Below are 16,834 nucleotides of genomic sequence, written 5' to 3'. Positions count from 1 at the left end.
ATGACAAAATTGAAACCCTTTCGGCCTGCCTGCCGCTTCGCTTATTCGCTTGGTTCCGCCGCCGATTCGCCTGCCGCTTCCAACGCTTCAAGTTTGAGGCGCAGTTCCGATGCCGAAAAATGCTCGCCGATAAACACGGCCGTATCGTCCAATTCTCCCTGAGGCGTTACTTTAATAAAGTCGAGCTCCCGGAAAGCGTATTGGAACAAAAAACGGCTTGCCGTATCGGAAAAAGTCAGCAGCCCTTTTGCCCGGTAAATTTCGCGCGGAAGTTCGCCGATCAAAGCTTCAAACCGTTCGCTGTCGACGGGACCGGAAAAGCGATACGTATACGAAGTTACATGTCCGTGGCTTGAACCCAGCATATTCAGGCCGCCCGACGGCGTACGCCGCAGCGGACCTTGTTCGGCTCTCGCTTCCGCAAATCCCGTGCCGAGCAGCAGGTTCAGATCGGTCTCGCACCGGATCGTGCGAATGACCGGCGCATAGGCGTTCCATACCGCAATGGCGGCTTCCAGTTCAAGGGCTTCGTCCTCGCTTACCCGGTCGATCTTGTTCAAAAGAATCGCCGAAGCGCAGCGAATCTGGTCCTGCATCAGCGCATACGTGCGCCCGCCCAGGTTACGGCGCATCTCCAACAGGTGGGCGGCATCGGCCACCGCAATCAATCCTTGGATCGCGATCCCGGCATACATCGACGTTTCGGTCGCGGAGTCGAGCAGGTCGATCGGATTGGCGGCACCGGTCGCTTCGATCAGAATCACATCCGGCCGGTCGCGCTCGACCAGCAGGGCAAGTTCGCCGGCCAGGTCTTCGCGCACCGTACAGCAGATACAGCCTCCCAACAGTTCGGAAGTCGGCACCTCCGATTCGACAAGCAGCCCGTCAAGATTGACGTCGCCCAATTCGTTGATAATTACGCCGGGCTTGAGTCCCTGACTCTGCCAATGGGCGACCAGCCGCTGAAGCAGCGTCGTCTTGCCGCTGCCGAGAAAGCCGGTCAGCAGGTAGACGGGTATCTCGTTTTGCATCTGTACAACCTCCTGTATCGATCTTGTTTACAAATGAACCATCCGATGATTGAGTCTACTACAGCCGGCAGGGAAGCGCAACGGTTCCATAGAAGGCCGCGGTTTCTTTAACGAACATTCGGCAGGCAGCCAGGATCGGAAAAGCCCAACCGAAACGCGATACACTCGCGTCCCGGTTGGGCAGGTTTTGAAAAATCCGACAAACTGCTTCTATTCGGCCGATACCCGCACCAGCTGACGGCCGACCGCTTCGCCTTTCAGAATCAGGTCCAGCGCATCCGGCAGCTGTTCAAGCGTCAGCTCGCGCACACCATACTCGAATACGGCATCCGGTTTCCAGTCCGCCGCCAGCTTGTTCCAGACTTCCAGCCGCAGCGGAAGCGGACACTGGACGGAATCGATACCTGCCAGCGTAACGCCGCGCAAAATGAATGGGTGGACGCTTGTGCCGAAGTCTCCGCCTCCGGTCAAACCGGACAAGGCCAGAACACCCCGGTAACGGATCGATTTGAGACGCTCGCCTGCACCGGCTCCGCCGACAGGATCGACGATCGCAGCCCATGCACTTTTGCCAAGCGGGCCTTGGGACGGCACCTGCGCTTCTTCGCGCGAGATCGTATGCGAAGCACCCAGCCGTTTCAGCATATCCCACTCATGCGGCTTGCCGCTGCTTGCTGTCACTTCAAAACCAAGTTTGGCCAAAATGGCGACGGCAACGCTGCCTACGCCTCCCGAAGCCCCGGTGACCAACACAGGTCCGCTTTCCGGCGTGATGCCGGCGCCGAGGATCGCTTCGACCGACATTCCGGCCGTGAAGCCGGCCGTTCCGAGAATCATGGCTTCACGGGGCGTCAGACCTTGCGGCAGCTTGATCAGCCAATCGGCCGGCACTCTGGCCTGCTCGCTGTAGCCGCCAAAGTGCGAAACGCCCAATCCGTAACCGGTACACAGTACCTGATCGCCTGCCGCAAAACGCTCGTCTTCCGAAGCGATCACTTCCCCTGCCAGGTCGATCCCGGGGATAAACGGATATTCGCGTACGACGCGCCCTTCCTTGATACTGGCCAATCCGTCTTTGTAGTTGACATCGGAATACTGCACACGCACGAGCACTTCGCCCTGCGGCAGATTTTCCGAAGTCAATGATTTAAGCGTACCTGTCACTTTGCCTTCCGATTCTTCCAGCCAAAAAGCGCGGAATGTTTCTGTCATCTTGCTCTCCTCCAATACAATTCTATACGGCCGGATATCGCCGGGCCGATCTTCTTTTATCCTAACCCAATGCCGCTTCCGGTTCCAGCCGCCAAGGAAGCTTCTCCTTAAGCGACGCAAAGCGGCCGGTAGGTCACCGGCCGCTCGGCTATCGCGATGGAGCTGAGGATCAAGCGGACTCACGCTTATAGATCCGGATGTTCATGTTTGGCTTTGAGCCGGTTCCAGCGCAGTTCCACTTCACGTTCAAAATCTCGCAGCGCGGCTTCGTTTTCCGGTTTCAGCAGGTGGCGCGTCTTGCCCATTCGCTTCAACCAGTCCGTTACCGGAACCTTTTTATTTTTCTCTTCGGGATTGTAAGTGATGGCCGTGATCCCCTGCTCGACTTCATACAAAGGGAAAAAGTTCGAGCTCACGGCAGCATCGACGATATTGGCCCCTTGGCCGTCCGGTGACAGCCAGTTCAGCGGACAGGCGATCAGAATCTTGCCGTAGACAAGTCCGACATTCTGGGCATACCAATACGCTTTGGCCGCCTTTTTGACCAGATCCTGCGGATACGCTTCGCTCCCCGTGAATACATAAGGGATATTCGTGGCCGCCATGATCTGCGCCGTATCCTTATGATGGAACGACTTGCCCTGTTGGGCTTGGCCGACACCCGAAGTCGAGGTCCGGTGGCCCAGCGGGGTGGAATACGACAGCTGCGCTCCCGTGTTCATATAACCTTCGTTATCATATTCGACGATAATCATGCGGTGTCCGCGCAGCGCGGCGCCGATCGCGGGGCCCATGCCGATATCCATCCCGCCGTCGCCTGTAACCATAACGAAGGTAAAGTCTTCCTGCAGTCCGAAGGCTTCGAATTCGCCGCGGCGCTTGCGCTCCCAGAACATTTCGACAAGGCCCGACAGCGTCGCCGCCCCGTTCTGGAACAGATTATGCAGATACGTGGCTTTATGCGAAGAATGCGGATAACCGGTTGTGGTAACCATCGCACAGCCCGTATGGAACAAAGTGACGATGTCGCCTTCGATTCCTTTGAAAAACAGTTCCAGTCCCGAAAAAATACCGCAGCCGGGACAAGCTCCGTGTCCGGGCGCCAGACGTTTGGGCTTCTTCGTCAGGGAACGGAGCGGAGGGATCTTGACGGCCAATTTACCCGTTGCCGGATTGGGCGTCACCGTAATCAGGCCGGTCTTGAGATCATCGAAATTCAGCGGCTTCAGCAGGCGTTTCGGCGACTGCAAAGGATCGCCCGGCGTATGGCCGTAGAAATCGAACGGCACATCCACTTCGTTTCGGGCCGCCGCTTCGATCGCCAGGTCAAAGAAATGGCGGCCGTCTTCGGCCCGGAATTCTTTGCCGCCGAGTCCGTACACGCGTCCCACTACCTGAATATCACGGTTACCGTGCGTAAACAAAGCGGCTTTGACTTCGTTCAGCATATTGCCGCCGTGGGCGCCGCAGGAATCCGCGCGGTCGCCTACGGTGATGGCCCGAACATGCTTGAGCGCTTCGGCGATCTGCCGCTGCGGGAACGGCCGGATCAGGTTCGGTGCGATCGAACCGGCTTTGACTCCTTTTGCGCGCAGCCCGTCCACGACATCCTTGATACTTTCCGAAGCGGAATTCATGACGAATACGGCGACTTCGGCGTCGTCCATCCTATACTGGTCAAGCACCGGATACTCGCGTCCGGTCAGTTCCGTATACTCCGCGGAAATCCGTTCAAATACGGCTTCCGCTCGGTACATCGCCTGCGACATCTGATAGCGGTTGTTGATATAGTCGGGTTCGTTCATATAGGGACCGATCGTAATCGGATTCTCGCGATCAAGCGCGTCGGCGAAGCCTTGCGGAGGCTTCTCGCCGACGAACGCCATGACGTCGGCGCGGTCTTCGAACGTCTGGACGCGGCGCTTCTGGTGCGAAGTGAAATACCCGTCGTAGGCGACCATCACCGGCAGACGCACTTCCGGATCTTCGGCCAGCTTGAGCGCCATCAGGTTCATATCGTACACGGCCTGCGGATCGCGGCACATGAGGATAGGCCAGCCCGTATTCAAAGCGAAGTACAGATCGGAGTGGTCGCCGTGAATATTCAGCGGTCCCGAGACGGAGCGGCAGACCAGGTTAAGCACCATCGGAAAACGGGTGCCGGACTGCACCGGCATCTGTTCGAGCATATACAGATACCCCTGGGCGCTCGTCGCATTGAATACCCGGCCTCCGCCGGTCGATGCGCCGTAACAGATCCCGGCGGAGCTGTGTTCGCCGTCAGACGGCACAAGACGGATTCCGTGTTTGCCTTCCGTTTTCATCAGATCTAAATGCTGCGCCACTTCGGTCGAAGGGGAGATCGGAAAATACCCCATAATATGATAGTCGATCTGGTGAGCCGCATAAGCGGCCATTTCGTTGCCCGATTCATACACCATACGCTGCTTCACGCGTTCGTGCCGAACTTCTTTGGAATAATCGATTGCCATGCGTTTTCCTTCCTTTCCTGTCGGCTGCTATCAGGCTTCAACAAAATCGAAGCGCTGTTTCACCCGGTTTGCGGCGGCGTATCCTTCTTCTTCGAGCATGCGCGACAGCGAATCGGTCGGACAGGCTTCGACGCATTTGAGACAACCCTTGCAGTATTGATAATCGATCCCCTGCAGGAACATCTGCATCCGGCCGCGTTTATCCGGCTGTTCTTCCCAGACGAAGCACAGATCGGGACAAGCCGTATCGCACTGCGCACAATGGATACAAGTCGCCGGATCAAACGCCGGCAGTATGCCCGAACGCGAGATACTGAGATCTTTCAGCAGACTGCTTCCGGGCGTCACGACCATACCGCCCAGCGGTTGGTTCAGGTAGCCGAACGGACTTTCCGGTGCTGCGGCGGCAGCCGATTCTTCCGCGGCAGGCGCCGCACTTTCCATTGTCCGGATTTCCGCATAACCGCGTTCGAACACGCGTATCGCCTGCCCCACCGCCTGCGGATATTTTTTGCCGAGCGATTTGGCGATTACGTCTTTCATGAATGCCGGGTCGAGGAATCCGCACAAACGGAACAAACCGCCCAGCATGGCCATGTTCACCTTATTCTTCTCTTCCATGGCAATCCGCGTCGCATCGAGTACCGCGACCCTGCAGCCGCGTACATCCGATTCTTCGATGATCCGCTGCGCGGATTGCGCCGAATTCACCAAAATCATGCCGCCCGGCCGAATTCCGGAAGCGGCTCCTGCTGCCAGCAAAGCTTCATGAAAAATACCGACCACATGAGGATGTTCGATCGGCGATGTATCGCGAATCGGCGTACCGAACTCGCAGAAACGGATATGCGCTTTAACCGGCGATCCTTTTTTCTCCGAACCGTACGACGAGAAACCCACTCCGTCCACGTCCGCTCCGACGATCCCGGCTTCGGCCAGCATCTTGCCGGCCAGATTGGCTCCGAGTCCCCCGATCGATTCCAGACGGATTTCGAAAAAGCCGAGTTGATTGACTTCAGGCAGTACCGTCACACTTTTTCCCCCTCCGTATTTTATTTTTAAATTTAACAATTTACATGGTGTATCACTGTAACAAAAATCACAAACTTGAGGATACGAGGGAGAATCGGCAACAAAAAGCGGGATCTCCCCGAGGAGATCCCGCTTGCTAACCTACTTATTCTCAAAATTCAGCTTTCTTCCGAAAATTCCATTTCTTCCATATAGCGATCGATAAGCCCCTGTTTGAGCTTCCAGGCCTTTTCGCTGATATTGACCCGATAAATTTCCGGATTCAACTTGCGCAGATACTGCGGCCAAAACTGCTTCAGTTGGGAAACGTGATACTCGCGAATCTCGTCCAGCGAAGGCAGCTTGTACACAAGGCGTCCTTCTTCAAAGACCGGTACCAGCATCGCTTGGGCATCGTAATCTTTGATATGACGGCGAATATAGGTATGCAGCGGATTGAACAGCTTCAACTGCTTGCCTTGACGCGGTTCGTCTTCGTCCGTGAAACAGATATAATCTGCTACCGCTTTGCCGGTTGACCGGTCAATGATCCGATAAACGTCTTTTTTGCCCGGTGTAGTGACTTTCTCCGGATTGGCGGAAATTTTGATCGTCGGCTGCATCGTTCCGTCGACTTCGCGTTCAACCAGTTTGTACACGCCGCCAAGCGAAGGCTGATCGTGCGCCGTAATGAGCTGCGTGCCAACGCCCCAGACATCGATACGGGCATCCTGCGTTTTCAGCTCGGTAATCGTATTTTCGTCGAGGTCGTTCGAAGCGACGATCTTGACGTAATCCAGACCCGCTTCGTCCAGCATCTTACGGGCTTCGATCGACAGATAAGCCAGGTCACCGCTGTCCAACCGGATCGAATTCAGCCGTTTGCCCCGCTCTTCCAGCTTCTTGGCCGTACGGATCGCATGGGGAACACCGCTTCTGAGCGTATCGAACGTATCGACGAGCAGCGTCGAACCGTCCGGCAGCACTTCGGCGTATTTATCGAAAGCTTCCTGTTCGCTCGTGAAACTCTGCACCCAGGAATGCGCGTGTGTGCCTTTGGTCGGAATACCGAAGCGTTTGCCCGCCATCATGTTCGAAGTGGCGTGGAAGCCCGATACATAGGCGGCCCGTGCGCCCCAGACTGCGGCATCCGCTTCCTGTGCCCGCCGTGTCCCGAATTCAAGCAGCATGTCGCCGTCGGCCGCTTGTTTGATCCGGGCCGCTTTGGTTGCGATCAGCGTCTGGAAATTCATAAAATTGAGCAGGGCGGTCTCGACCAGTTGGGCTTCGAAAATCGACCCTTCTACGCGCACCAGAGGCTCATTTGGAAAGACGAGCGCCCCTTCGCGCATGGAATGGATATTTCCGGAGAAACGGAACGTCCGCAGCTCATCCAGAAAACGGGGATCGTAATTTTCTTCCTGTTCCGACAAATAACGAAGATCGTCTTCATGGAACCGAAGATTCGATACGTAATCCACAATCCGCTCCAACCCGGCAAATACCGCATAACCGTTGCCGAACGGCAGCGTGCGAAAATAAGCTTCGAAAACCGCTTTATGCTTGGCCGTACCGTTCATCCAATGCGCGTACATCATATTGATCTGATACTTGTCCGTATGTAAAGCCATTCCAAACGTTTCCATACCGTCTCCTCCTTCAATCCGCGTCGGCACAGAGGCCGCGTCCCAAATTTTGTTCGCTTTGAGGCGCGGTGCCCGTACCTTTGTCGATCCTTCCGCTGCATCAAAATTGTGGCTCTTGTTCAGCCGGTTACGATTTGGGCGCCGAGGCTGTTTTTGAAATGCTCCAGAGCCCATACATGTCCCGCCGCATTGAAGCTCGCGACGGCATCTTCATGTACGATGATCTCAAACCCCAGGTTATAGGCATCGACCGCCGTATGCAGTACACAAATATCCGTGCATACCCCGATCAAGTGAACTTCCTTAATGCCCCGGGTTCGGAGTCGAAGCTCCAGGTCGGTACCCGCGAATGCACTGTATCTCGTTTTATCCATCCAATGGATCGACGACTCATAAACGGTATAAAGATCTTTCAACCCGCCGTACAATTCGCGTCCCGCGGTGCCGCGGATATTGTGCGGCGGGAACAAAGCCGTCTCCGGATGATAAGGGTCATTTTCTTCATGCAGGTCGACAGCCATCACCGTATAATCGCCGGCCGACACAAAATTTTCGGTCAGTTCGACCATTCGCTGTTCGATCGCGATTGCGGGCTCCCCTGCCGGAAGGCTGCCGTCTACAAAGTCGTTTGTATAATCGATGACAATAAGGGCTTTCATCGCAACTCCTCCTTGTCGTTGGGCGAATCAGGAATAGATCGACAGTCTTGGCACATTATCCAAAAAGCGGTACAGTTGAGCGGGCCGCTGCGAATATTGGTTCGAGCTGACCGGAGCCCCGCTTTCGTCGCGCACTTCTTCAAGGATGCCTTTGCGGCTGCGGGTCGAAGTGATTTTGCGGATAAAGTTCGGCTCTTCGAAATCCGGAACTACCGCTTTGATCACTTGATACAATTCGCTAAGCGTAAATTCCTGCGGCAAAAACTTGCGTGCGATCGTCGTATGCAGCATTTTCTCCTGGATTCTCCGATAAGCATCGGCAATAATATCCCGGTGATCGAAACCCAGGTCCAGTTCGTCCAGTGCTTCTTCGATCGTGAACAATCCCACTTCTTCGGCATCGTCCGCTGCCTGGCGTTTCTCAAGCACTTCCTCTTCCACCAGCGCGAAGAAAGCGTGCGAGATAATCCAACCTCTCGGATCGCGCCCGGGATTGCTGTACACGCTGAGATATTCCAGATGGCGTCCGACTACGCCGGTTTCTTCCTTCAATTCGCGCATCGCCGTTTCGTACAACGATTCGTCGTCGCGGGAGAATCCTCCCGGAAGCGCCCATTTCCCTGCATAAGGCCAAGCCCGGCGCCGGATCAGCATGACGCGAAGCTCCCGAAGAGGAAGCGTCTTGGTCACCGTCTTGCGCTCGCGCTTGGTCAGCGTGAACATCACAATGTCCGCCGGCGCACCGTCGGGCGTCCGATATTTCTTGGCATCGTAATGGACTTGTTCATTCGGTTGGTTTGATCCGTTCTGTTCGTTCATCAGCATCACCATCGCAGCATTTGATAAAATCGGTTTACTCAAGTTTCGAATATGATATTATCATTATGACACACTCGATTTATTTGTCAACCCCGCTCTGCCGAATTGTTCGAAGGTCCAGCCCCATCTGATACAAGTCGACAGGTTCCCCTTCGATGATCAACGCTCCGCGCATGATGCCTTCAAGTTTGAAGCCGATCGAACGATACAGCCGGTAAGCACGCTGATTCGGAGCCTGAACGGTCAGCTCGGCCCGAAGAATATGACGGCGTACCGCCCATTCGAACAGTTCTTCGAACAACCGCCTGCCCAGTCCCTGGCCGGTATACGACTCCAGAATTCCGATGACTACGTAAACCGTATGCTGATTGCGCCTGACTTTGCCGCCCGTAGCTTCCAGATATCCGACGACCTCCCCTTCGTTCTCGGCCACAAGCATCAGCGAATTCGAGCTGCGCAGCAGCGAGCGAATCTGTTCGAGCTGATCGCCTTCGGTCATTCTTCGTTCGCCCGGTTCGTACAGCATCGAAGTCGTTTCGCGGTCGAGCTGCTTTTTCATGGCCAGAAGCTTCCGGCTGTCTTTGAGTTCGACTCTCCGAACTTGGGTCTGCAGCCCGCTCTCCATGCCGCGGACGACTGACGGAGAGCCTGAGCTTTCCTCCAACGCCTCCAGCATCAGCCGGTCGACCCGCGGCATCCCTTCCGGCTGCTCGCCGCGGAGCCAACAGTCGGCGTAGTAATCCGGTTCTACCGACGCAATCCGAAATCCGGAACGCTGATAAGCTTGCAGCAGCTCCGTCTCCCAGTTCCCCGTATAGGCGGTCAAACGACGGACACCGGACCTGCGCAGTTCCCCGCATACTTTTTGGAGCAGGCGTACAAAACGGGCGTCAGATCCGTCATCCCAATGTACGGATGCCGCATTCATGATTTCCGCTTCTTCGGCTCCCACCCTCAAAAAACCTACGGCGGCCGTGACGGTATCTTCTTCGCCCGCCGTCCACCACTGCGCTTCATGCAGATACGTTTCAATACGCCATTCCAGCGGATCGCCCCGTTTCAGCAGTTCTTTGTCCAATCGGTCCGGCTGCGGTTCATATGCAATTTTCTCGTGCTCTTCTGCTTGATTCCTGTCCATACGGCCGCTCCTCTGCGATCGTCGTTATTGATTTCCAAAAACAAAAAAAACGCGGAAGATAATCTTCCGCGTCTGTTCGGCCCTTAGACGGGTCAGCCGCAGGAAGAAGGCGGGCTGTCGGCTCCTTTTTCCACAGCGATCTTCTCGGATACCGTGGAATGAATAGCCGAGATAATCATTTGCAGCAGACCGTTGATTTCGACCTGTCCTTCCTGATAGTCGCCGACGATCGGAATTGCGTCGAGCTCTTCCTGCAGCTCGTTTAGTTCTTCTTCGATAAGAGCCGCCATTTTGGCATTTTTCATCGCTTCGAACGCCACAACTTCTTTCTGCTTCTTTTTAATCGTCGCGATCAAGGTTTGAATCCGTTCGTGTCCCTGGATTTGGCGTTCCGCCTGTTGGAAAATCCGTACTTCTTCGCTGGAAGTCAACATCCCCGCGAGCTCGCGGGTCTTGACTTGAATATCGCTGCGATTCCAAAGCCCTGCCGGAGCACCGGCTTCCGTATATTGGCCTGGGAATTCCGCCCCTTCTTGCCGTGGATCGTTCATCTTCTCGTGCCTCCCTGCTCAATTTGCACTGCATGTTGTCCGATGTACTCTATATGGCTAGGCCCGTTTTGCCTTCGCTGCCGCGGCCCGGTCGTTGTGTCGCGTTAATCCGTACCTATCCGTGATTTTTGTCGGGTACGATAGAAAATTATAACATACCGCACCCTTTCGTTCCATTCGTTTTCCCCGCTGCCTCTTTTTTCGCTTTGTTCTTTTTTGCAGCCTCTGTCTTATTTCTGCGGTATACTTAAAAAGCAAACCAAAGGCCGATTCGAATATAGACCCGGATCCGGCCGATATACAGGAGGAACTTTGTTGAACAAGAAACGCTTGCCCCTTTCTCTGACCGCCGCTTTGATCAGTGCTTCGATCCTGCTGCCGGCCGCGCCGCATACGGCTTCGGCCGCCGCTTCCGACGCTTCCGTCATTGCCTCCATTACCGCTTCCCTGGAACAAAAAAAGCCTACATTCGTTCTCGATATGAGCCGGAGCCAATTTGCACGCGTAAACCGCCTGCTGGACAGCGCGGCAGTCAAATCCGAGCCGTATACGCGTTATACGCTTGATCGGATCCAGACGCGGGCCAAGATTAAAGGTTCCAAAGCTTCGGTTACTTTTTCCGCCTTGTATCTGGAGAGCAAACAGCAGGCCGATTATGTAACTGCCCAAGCCAAAGCGACGCTGAAGACGATTATCAAAACGGACATGAGCCAGGACGAGAAAGTCAAAGTCATTCATGATTATATCGTGACGCGCCTGGCCTACGACGAATCGCTGACACGCTATTCGGCTTACGAAGGTCTGACGCAAGGTACGACCGTCTGCCAGGGCTATACGCTGCTCGGCTACCGGATGCTGACATTGGCCGGAATCGAAACGCGTATTGTCGAAGGCGATGCCGACGGAGTCAGCCATGTTTGGAACAAGCTTAAACTCGACGGACGCTGGTACAATCTCGATATGACCTGGGACGATCCGACACCCGACCAAAAAAACGAAATTTCCTATACCTATTATCTGGTAAACGATAAAACGCTTGATCGCAATCACAACTGGAAGAAAAACAATGTTCCGGCCGCCGTCTCCGACTACCGCTCCCTGCTTGCCAAAAAAGCGGAAACGAGCAGTCAGCACCGCAACCTGCTGGATGCGATCGGAGGCGAAATGACCTCTACTACGGCTTCGCTGCAAAAAAAGGTACTCGCGGCGATCGACAATCAAACAGCCGACTTGGAAGTTATGCACGACTTCGGTTCTTTGTCACCCAAAAGCCAACTGGATCGGATTATGAAAGCCTGCCTCGACACTCCGGTCAGCGAAGTGAATTTTGCTTATAAAGTCGCCAGCAACGGCACAGCGATTATCCGGTTTTCTTTCACGTACTGATTCCACACATCTTTTCAAACGCAAAAAAGGACTGCCCAAGGCAGTCCTTTTTTATTCGAAACCGAAAGATTCTTAGTCGATGATTTCGGCCGTGTCGCCGGTCTTCGCCAATACTGCATTGGCTTCGTCCGTATCGATATGCATATCGAGCGCGAACGAATCGGATACGCGCGCGAGTACATTTTCAAATACAACGCCGCGAGCGCCGCCAAAGCGGACTTTCAGCATTTGCTTGTCTTGAATTCCCCATTTTTCCGCGTCGGAAGTATGGAAATGAATATGACGGGCCGCGACGATGACGCCTTCTTCGATCTGCACTTCGCCAGCCGGTCCTTTGATCGTAATTCCCGGTGTTCCGTCAATGCTGCCGGATTCGCGAACAGGAGCCTTCACGCCAAGCGCGAACGAGTCGGTTTGCGAAATTTCCAGCTGGGTAGCCGGGCGGGCGGGCCCGAGAATACGGACTTTCGGAAACGTGCCTTTGGAGCCGACCACTTCAACCGTTTCGTTGCAGGCAAATTGGCCCGGTTGGGACAGAGCTTTCATTTCGGTCAGCTGATATCCTTGTCCGAACAATTTTTCTACGTGTTCTTGCGAGAGATGGATGTGACGTGCGGACACGCCGACAGGTACGATTTTACTCATTTGCGAGTCACTCCTCTTGGTTTGTCTCTGATTTGGGTTAGCCCTCGATCCTCGGTGGGCATCATAAAAATACCCGTGCATCTCTTATTATACACCTTTCGCCGTAAAAGAAAAAGGACTGCCCCTGCAGGCAATCGTCCAAATACGCAAAAAAGGGACGTCCTCCGTCCGCAGACGGAACGAACATCCCTTTCGCTAAAGCTTCGCAGGCGCGTTGAACTTACCTTGGCTCCACAATCAACTTGATCGCCGTCCGCTCTTCGCCATCGATGATCACGTCGGTAAACGCCGGAATACAGATCAGATCGACTCCTCCCGGTGCGACAAACCCTCGGGCAATGGCCACTGCTTTAACCGCCTGATTGATCGCCCCCGCCCCAATCGCCTGAAGTTCGGCGGCTCCTTGCTCGCGCAGTACGCCTGCAAGCGCACCGGCAACGGAGTTGGGATTGGACTTGGCAGAAACCTTTAATACATCCATGAGCAGGTACCTCCTCTGGAAGAAGTGATAAACAGTTGTACGGTACTTAGTGATGGCTAAGCAGCGGAGACGGCTTGAATGGCTACTCCGTATCACTATTCGCGATACTTCCGTAAAATCCTTCTTTTTCGAGGCGTAACGACAAAATATTCCGAATGTTTTAAAAGTAAACCGCTTTATTCCATCCGGAACTCATCTTCCATCTGACGAATTTTCTCAATCTTGCGGGCTTGTCCGGTTTCTTCGTCGATATCGACGTAAACGCCGTGGAAATGCCATTTACCTTCTTCATCAACATTGAAGCGCGAAGGCAGCTGCGTCTTGAAGCGATAAAGTACACCGTCCTGCTTCATACCGAGTATGCCGTCGCGAGGACCGACCATGCCGGCATCCGTCAAGTAAGCCGTACCGCCCGGCAGGATCCGGTCGTCATTGCTCTGAACATGGGTATGCGTGCCGACGACGAGCGAGGCTCTTCCGTCAAGATGCCAGCCCATCGCGATTTTCTCCGAAGTGGCTTCCGCATGAAAATCGACCAGAATACATTTATGCTTTTGACGAAGTTCATCCACGATATCATCCGAAGCCCGAAACGGGCAGTCGATTGCCGGCAGGAAGGTGCGACCTTGAAGATTGACGATCGCAAGTTCTTTGCCATTGGCTTTGATCACCGTGTAGCCGCGGCCCGGCGTTCCCGGCGGAAAATTCGCGGGACGAATCAGCCGGGGCTCGTCATCGATAAATTCGAAAATTTCTTTGTTATCCCATGTATGGTTGCCCATCGTGATCCCATGTACGCCCAACTCAAACAGCTGTCTGACGATGGCGTGCGTAATCCCGCGTCCCGACGCTGCATTTTCTCCATTGGCGATAATGATATGCGGGTTGTATTTGGATTTCAGGTAAGGCAGCATTTCCTTGACGGCACGGCGGCCCGGACTTCCGACAATGTCTCCGATAAAGATCAATTTCATACATTTCTTCCTCTCTACTTCATACACGCTTCATGCGGGCAAGAAGAAACGGCTGCTCCGTCCCGTGAAGGAAAAGCAGCCGTTGTTCTCGTATTCGTAACTCTCCGGAATTTTGCCCGGATTACTTGGCGTATTCGACCGCACGTGTTTCCCGAATGACCGTGACCTTGATATGTCCCGGATAATCGAGCTCGTTTTCGATCTTCTTCGTGATATCGCGCGCCAGCTTGAAGCTTTCGGCATCGCCGATTCGATCCGGCTGCACCATGACACGCACTTCGCGTCCCGCTTGGATGGCAAAAGACTTTTCGACTCCTTCGAAAGACTCGGAAATCTCTTCCAGTTTTTCGAGTCTGCGAATATACGTCTCAAGCGTCTCGCGCCGTGCTCCCGGTCTTGCCGCGGACAAAGCATCCGCTGCGCCGACCAGCATGGCAATGATCGAAGTCGCTTCGGTATCGCCATGGTGCGACGCGATACTATTGATAACGACCGGATGTTCTTTGTACTTCTTCGCCAGTTCAACGCCGATTTCAACGTGTGAACCTTCGACTTCGTGATCAAGCGCTTTGCCGATGTCATGCAGCAGTCCGGCCCGTCTTGCGAGCGTAACGTCCTGCCCCAACTCTCCTGCCATCAGACCGGACAGGTAAGCCACTTCCATCGAGTGCTTGAGTACATTCTGTCCATAGCTCGTACGGAAACGCAGACGACCCAGGATCTTGATCAGATCCGGATGCAAACCGTGGGCGCCTACTTCGAAAGTAGCCTGCTCCCCGTATTCGCGGATACGCTCGTCCACTTCCTTACGCGACTTCTCGACCATTTCCTCGATCCGGGCCGGGTGAATCCGACCGTCGGCAACGAGTTTTTCGAGAGCGGTGCGCGCAATTTCGCGGCGAATCGGATCGAATCCCGACAGAATAACCGCTTCCGGCGTATCGTCGATAATCAGATCGATCCCCGTCAGTGTTTCCAAAGCACGAATATTACGTCCTTCGCGGCCGATAATACGGCCTTTCATTTCCTCGTTAGGCAGAGATACGACGGAGACCGTCGTCTCGGCTACGTGGTCGGCGGCGCAGCGCTGGATCGAGAGAGAGATAATCTCCCGGGCTTTGCGGTCCGCTTCTTCTTTGGCTTGCGCCTCGATGTCTTTCATCATTTGTGCAGCTTCGTGGCGGGTTTCCTGCTCCACACTGCTCAAAATGATGGCTCTTGCGTCATCGGTCGTCAGGTTGGAGATCCGTTCCAACTCGGCCAACTGCTGCGCGAGCGTTTTTTCAATTTGCTGCTTGGTCTCTTCGGTGCGTTTCTCTTTGTTCGCCACCTGTTCTTCTTTACGTTCAAGCGATTCCAATTTTTTATCCAGCGACTCTTCTTTCTGCAACAATCGTCTCTCTAGTCGTTGATTTTCATTCCGACGTTCACGAATGTCTTTTTCAGCTTCGGTTCGGATCCGGTGGACTTCGTCCTTGGCTTCCAAAACCGTTTCTTTTTTCAGTGCTTCCGCATCTTTTTTCGCGTTTTCCACGATTTGTTCAGCGGCCTGCTCGGCACTGGAAATTTTAGCTTCAGCAAGAGATTTGCGAATAAAATATCCGATCACGAACCCAAAGAATAATGCGGCTACAACGAGAATCGCGACCCAGAAAATGTTGTCCATTTCTGCTCACCTCCTCGTTGATTCCTCCAAGGTATTCCTCGGGATAAAGCAATTGGTTTCCATACCCTCATTCGTCCATTCAAGGCCCGGCCTGCAGGCCGTTCCCATAAGGCAAGACGGCGTAAATAAGCCGCTGCCAATCCCGATTTTCAACCATCGGGGGAGAGTCAATTAGGCAGAACACAGGGAAGTCGAGCGCATTTTTGGAAGGAAAAAGGCTTGTCATTCCACTGACGTTCCTCATTTATTGTAGTCTTCGTCAAAAGTTGTTGTCAAGCTATTGCCAAATTTGCTTGGCCGGCTTCAAGCGGCATCAATCGAATTCCGTCCCGAGAGCTTCCGCATCCTCGCCTTCCCTACTCAATACGCGGTCCAATGCCCTGCGCGCAATGTCGCTGGAGAATCCTCTGCGCATGATAAAAGCAGCCGTTTTACGCTTGCGATCCCACAAATCGCCTTTGGTTGTCCGCCATTTTTTGGCAGCCAGCTCTTCTGCGCTGCGCATTTCGTCATCTTCCCCCAGCGCATCCAAAGCATCGTCGATCAGCTCCGCGTCGACCCCTTTGCGCTTCAATTCCTGTTTGACCAATACCTTTCCTTTTTTTCGGCCGGTCACCCGCTGCTGTGCCCACTCCTGCGCGTAGGCCGCATCATCGATCAGATTCTCTTCTTGGAGCCTTTGTACCGTATCCGCGATCGCGTCCGGATCCAGTTCTTTTTCGAGCAGCTTCTGTTCGATCTCTCCCGAGGTCCGGGATCTGAAGCTCAAGTAATTGATAGCCTGCGCATAAGCGATCTGCCGTTCATTGGCATTGACGATTTCGTCCACTTCTTCTTTGTTGAAAAAGCTGCCTTTGGTCATTCCGTAGCGGACCATGGTGGATTCATGTACCGTGATGTAATGCGGCCCGAAATAGATTCGATAGCTGCTTCGCGGACGGCGCAGCAGCTCGACCAGCGTCACCTGCTGAGCTTCGTCTTGGGGAAAATCATCCAGGCTATGCAGCGTTTCCGCTTGAAAGGTTTCCTGTTTTTCTTCGCCTTCCGCTTCGCTTTTCGATCCGCGGCTGCTGCTCCGATAACTGCCAAACTTCTTTTTGCCAAAACTCATGGTTCTCCCTCT

At 54.2% G+C, this 16,834-nt stretch carries 15 protein-coding genes; 1 reads left to right on the top strand and 14 read right to left on the bottom strand.

Translation table 11 applies throughout. From position 1 onward, the window contains the following. Positions 1–41: 41 nt before the first annotated feature. The 9 genes from HOP44_RS10205 to HOP44_RS10165 form a co-directional block, all read right to left on the bottom strand. Entirely contained in the window at positions 42–1,031 is a 990-nt protein-coding gene (locus HOP44_RS10205) for a CobW family GTP-binding protein (RefSeq protein WP_172252925.1), read from the bottom strand. A gap of 210 nt (positions 1,032–1,241) precedes the next feature. After that, the gene (locus HOP44_RS10200; protein ID WP_172252923.1) at positions 1,242–2,243 is read right to left on the bottom strand and encodes an acrylyl-CoA reductase family protein; all 1,002 of its coding nucleotides are present in this window, start codon (positions 2,241–2,243) and stop codon (positions 1,242–1,244) included. 185 nt (positions 2,244–2,428) lie between these two features. Beyond that, the gene (locus HOP44_RS10195; protein WP_172252921.1) at positions 2,429–4,735 is read right to left on the bottom strand and encodes a thiamine pyrophosphate-dependent enzyme; all 2,307 of its coding nucleotides are present in this window, start codon (positions 4,733–4,735) and stop codon (positions 2,429–2,431) included. A gap of 30 nt (positions 4,736–4,765) precedes the next feature. Beyond that, positions 4,766–5,767: a 2-oxoacid:acceptor oxidoreductase family protein gene (locus HOP44_RS10190; RefSeq protein ID WP_172252919.1), complete on the bottom strand. Its 1,002-nt coding sequence runs from the start codon at positions 5,765–5,767 to the stop codon at positions 4,766–4,768. Between the two features lie 158 nt (positions 5,768–5,925). Then, complete coding sequence (locus HOP44_RS10185) at positions 5,926–7,392, bottom strand: nicotinate phosphoribosyltransferase (RefSeq protein ID WP_172252917.1); 1,467 nt, start codon at positions 7,390–7,392, stop codon at positions 5,926–5,928. Positions 7,393–7,511: 119 nt separating this feature from the next. Further along, the gene (locus HOP44_RS10180) at positions 7,512–8,051 is read right to left on the bottom strand and encodes a cysteine hydrolase family protein (RefSeq protein ID WP_172252915.1); all 540 of its coding nucleotides are present in this window, start codon (positions 8,049–8,051) and stop codon (positions 7,512–7,514) included. A gap of 27 nt (positions 8,052–8,078) precedes the next feature. Continuing rightward, positions 8,079–8,870 (bottom strand): NUDIX hydrolase, encoded by a 792-nt coding sequence (locus HOP44_RS10175; protein WP_172252913.1) that lies wholly within the window; start codon positions 8,868–8,870, stop codon positions 8,079–8,081. A gap of 79 nt (positions 8,871–8,949) precedes the next feature. Next, positions 8,950–10,008, bottom strand: coding sequence for a GNAT family N-acetyltransferase (locus tag HOP44_RS22765; RefSeq protein ID WP_246369697.1), 1,059 nt, complete (start codon positions 10,006–10,008; stop codon positions 8,950–8,952). Positions 10,009–10,100: 92 nt separating this feature from the next. Next, complete coding sequence (locus HOP44_RS10165) at positions 10,101–10,559, bottom strand: YlbF family regulator (protein WP_172252911.1); 459 nt, start codon at positions 10,557–10,559, stop codon at positions 10,101–10,103. A gap of 315 nt (positions 10,560–10,874) precedes the next feature. Between HOP44_RS10165 and HOP44_RS10160 the strand changes: the two genes are divergently transcribed. Beyond that, a complete protein-coding gene (locus HOP44_RS10160; RefSeq protein WP_172252909.1) occupies positions 10,875–11,945 on the top strand; it encodes a transglutaminase domain-containing protein in 1,071 nt (356 codons plus the stop codon). Positions 11,946–12,017: 72 nt separating this feature from the next. Here the strand turns inward: HOP44_RS10160 and pduL are convergent, their stop codons facing one another. The 5 genes from pduL to HOP44_RS10135 all read right to left on the bottom strand — a co-directional run bounded on the left by pduL (position 12,018) and on the right by HOP44_RS10135 (position 16,822). After that, positions 12,018–12,590, bottom strand: a complete 573-nt coding sequence (gene pduL, locus HOP44_RS10155; RefSeq protein ID WP_172194509.1) for a phosphate propanoyltransferase — start codon at positions 12,588–12,590, stop codon at positions 12,018–12,020. Positions 12,591–12,810: 220 nt separating this feature from the next. Beyond that, a complete protein-coding gene (locus HOP44_RS10150; RefSeq protein WP_141449461.1) occupies positions 12,811–13,071 on the bottom strand; it encodes a stage V sporulation protein S in 261 nt (86 codons plus the stop codon). A gap of 176 nt (positions 13,072–13,247) precedes the next feature. Then, positions 13,248–14,045, bottom strand: coding sequence for a TIGR00282 family metallophosphoesterase (locus HOP44_RS10145; protein ID WP_172194508.1), 798 nt, complete (start codon positions 14,043–14,045; stop codon positions 13,248–13,250). Positions 14,046–14,166: 121 nt separating this feature from the next. Then, positions 14,167–15,711, bottom strand: coding sequence for a ribonuclease Y (gene rny / locus HOP44_RS10140; protein WP_172194507.1), 1,545 nt, complete (start codon positions 15,709–15,711; stop codon positions 14,167–14,169). 313 nt (positions 15,712–16,024) lie between these two features. Next, positions 16,025–16,822 (bottom strand): regulatory protein RecX, encoded by a 798-nt coding sequence (locus tag HOP44_RS10135; protein ID WP_172252907.1) that lies wholly within the window; start codon positions 16,820–16,822, stop codon positions 16,025–16,027. Positions 16,823–16,834 lie beyond the last annotated feature (12 nt).

It is taken from the genome of Saccharibacillus deserti (assembly GCF_013618475.1).
Classification (GTDB): Bacteria; Bacillota; Bacilli; order Paenibacillales; family Paenibacillaceae; genus Saccharibacillus; species Saccharibacillus deserti.
This window is presented reverse-complemented; position numbering and strand designations above follow the sequence as displayed.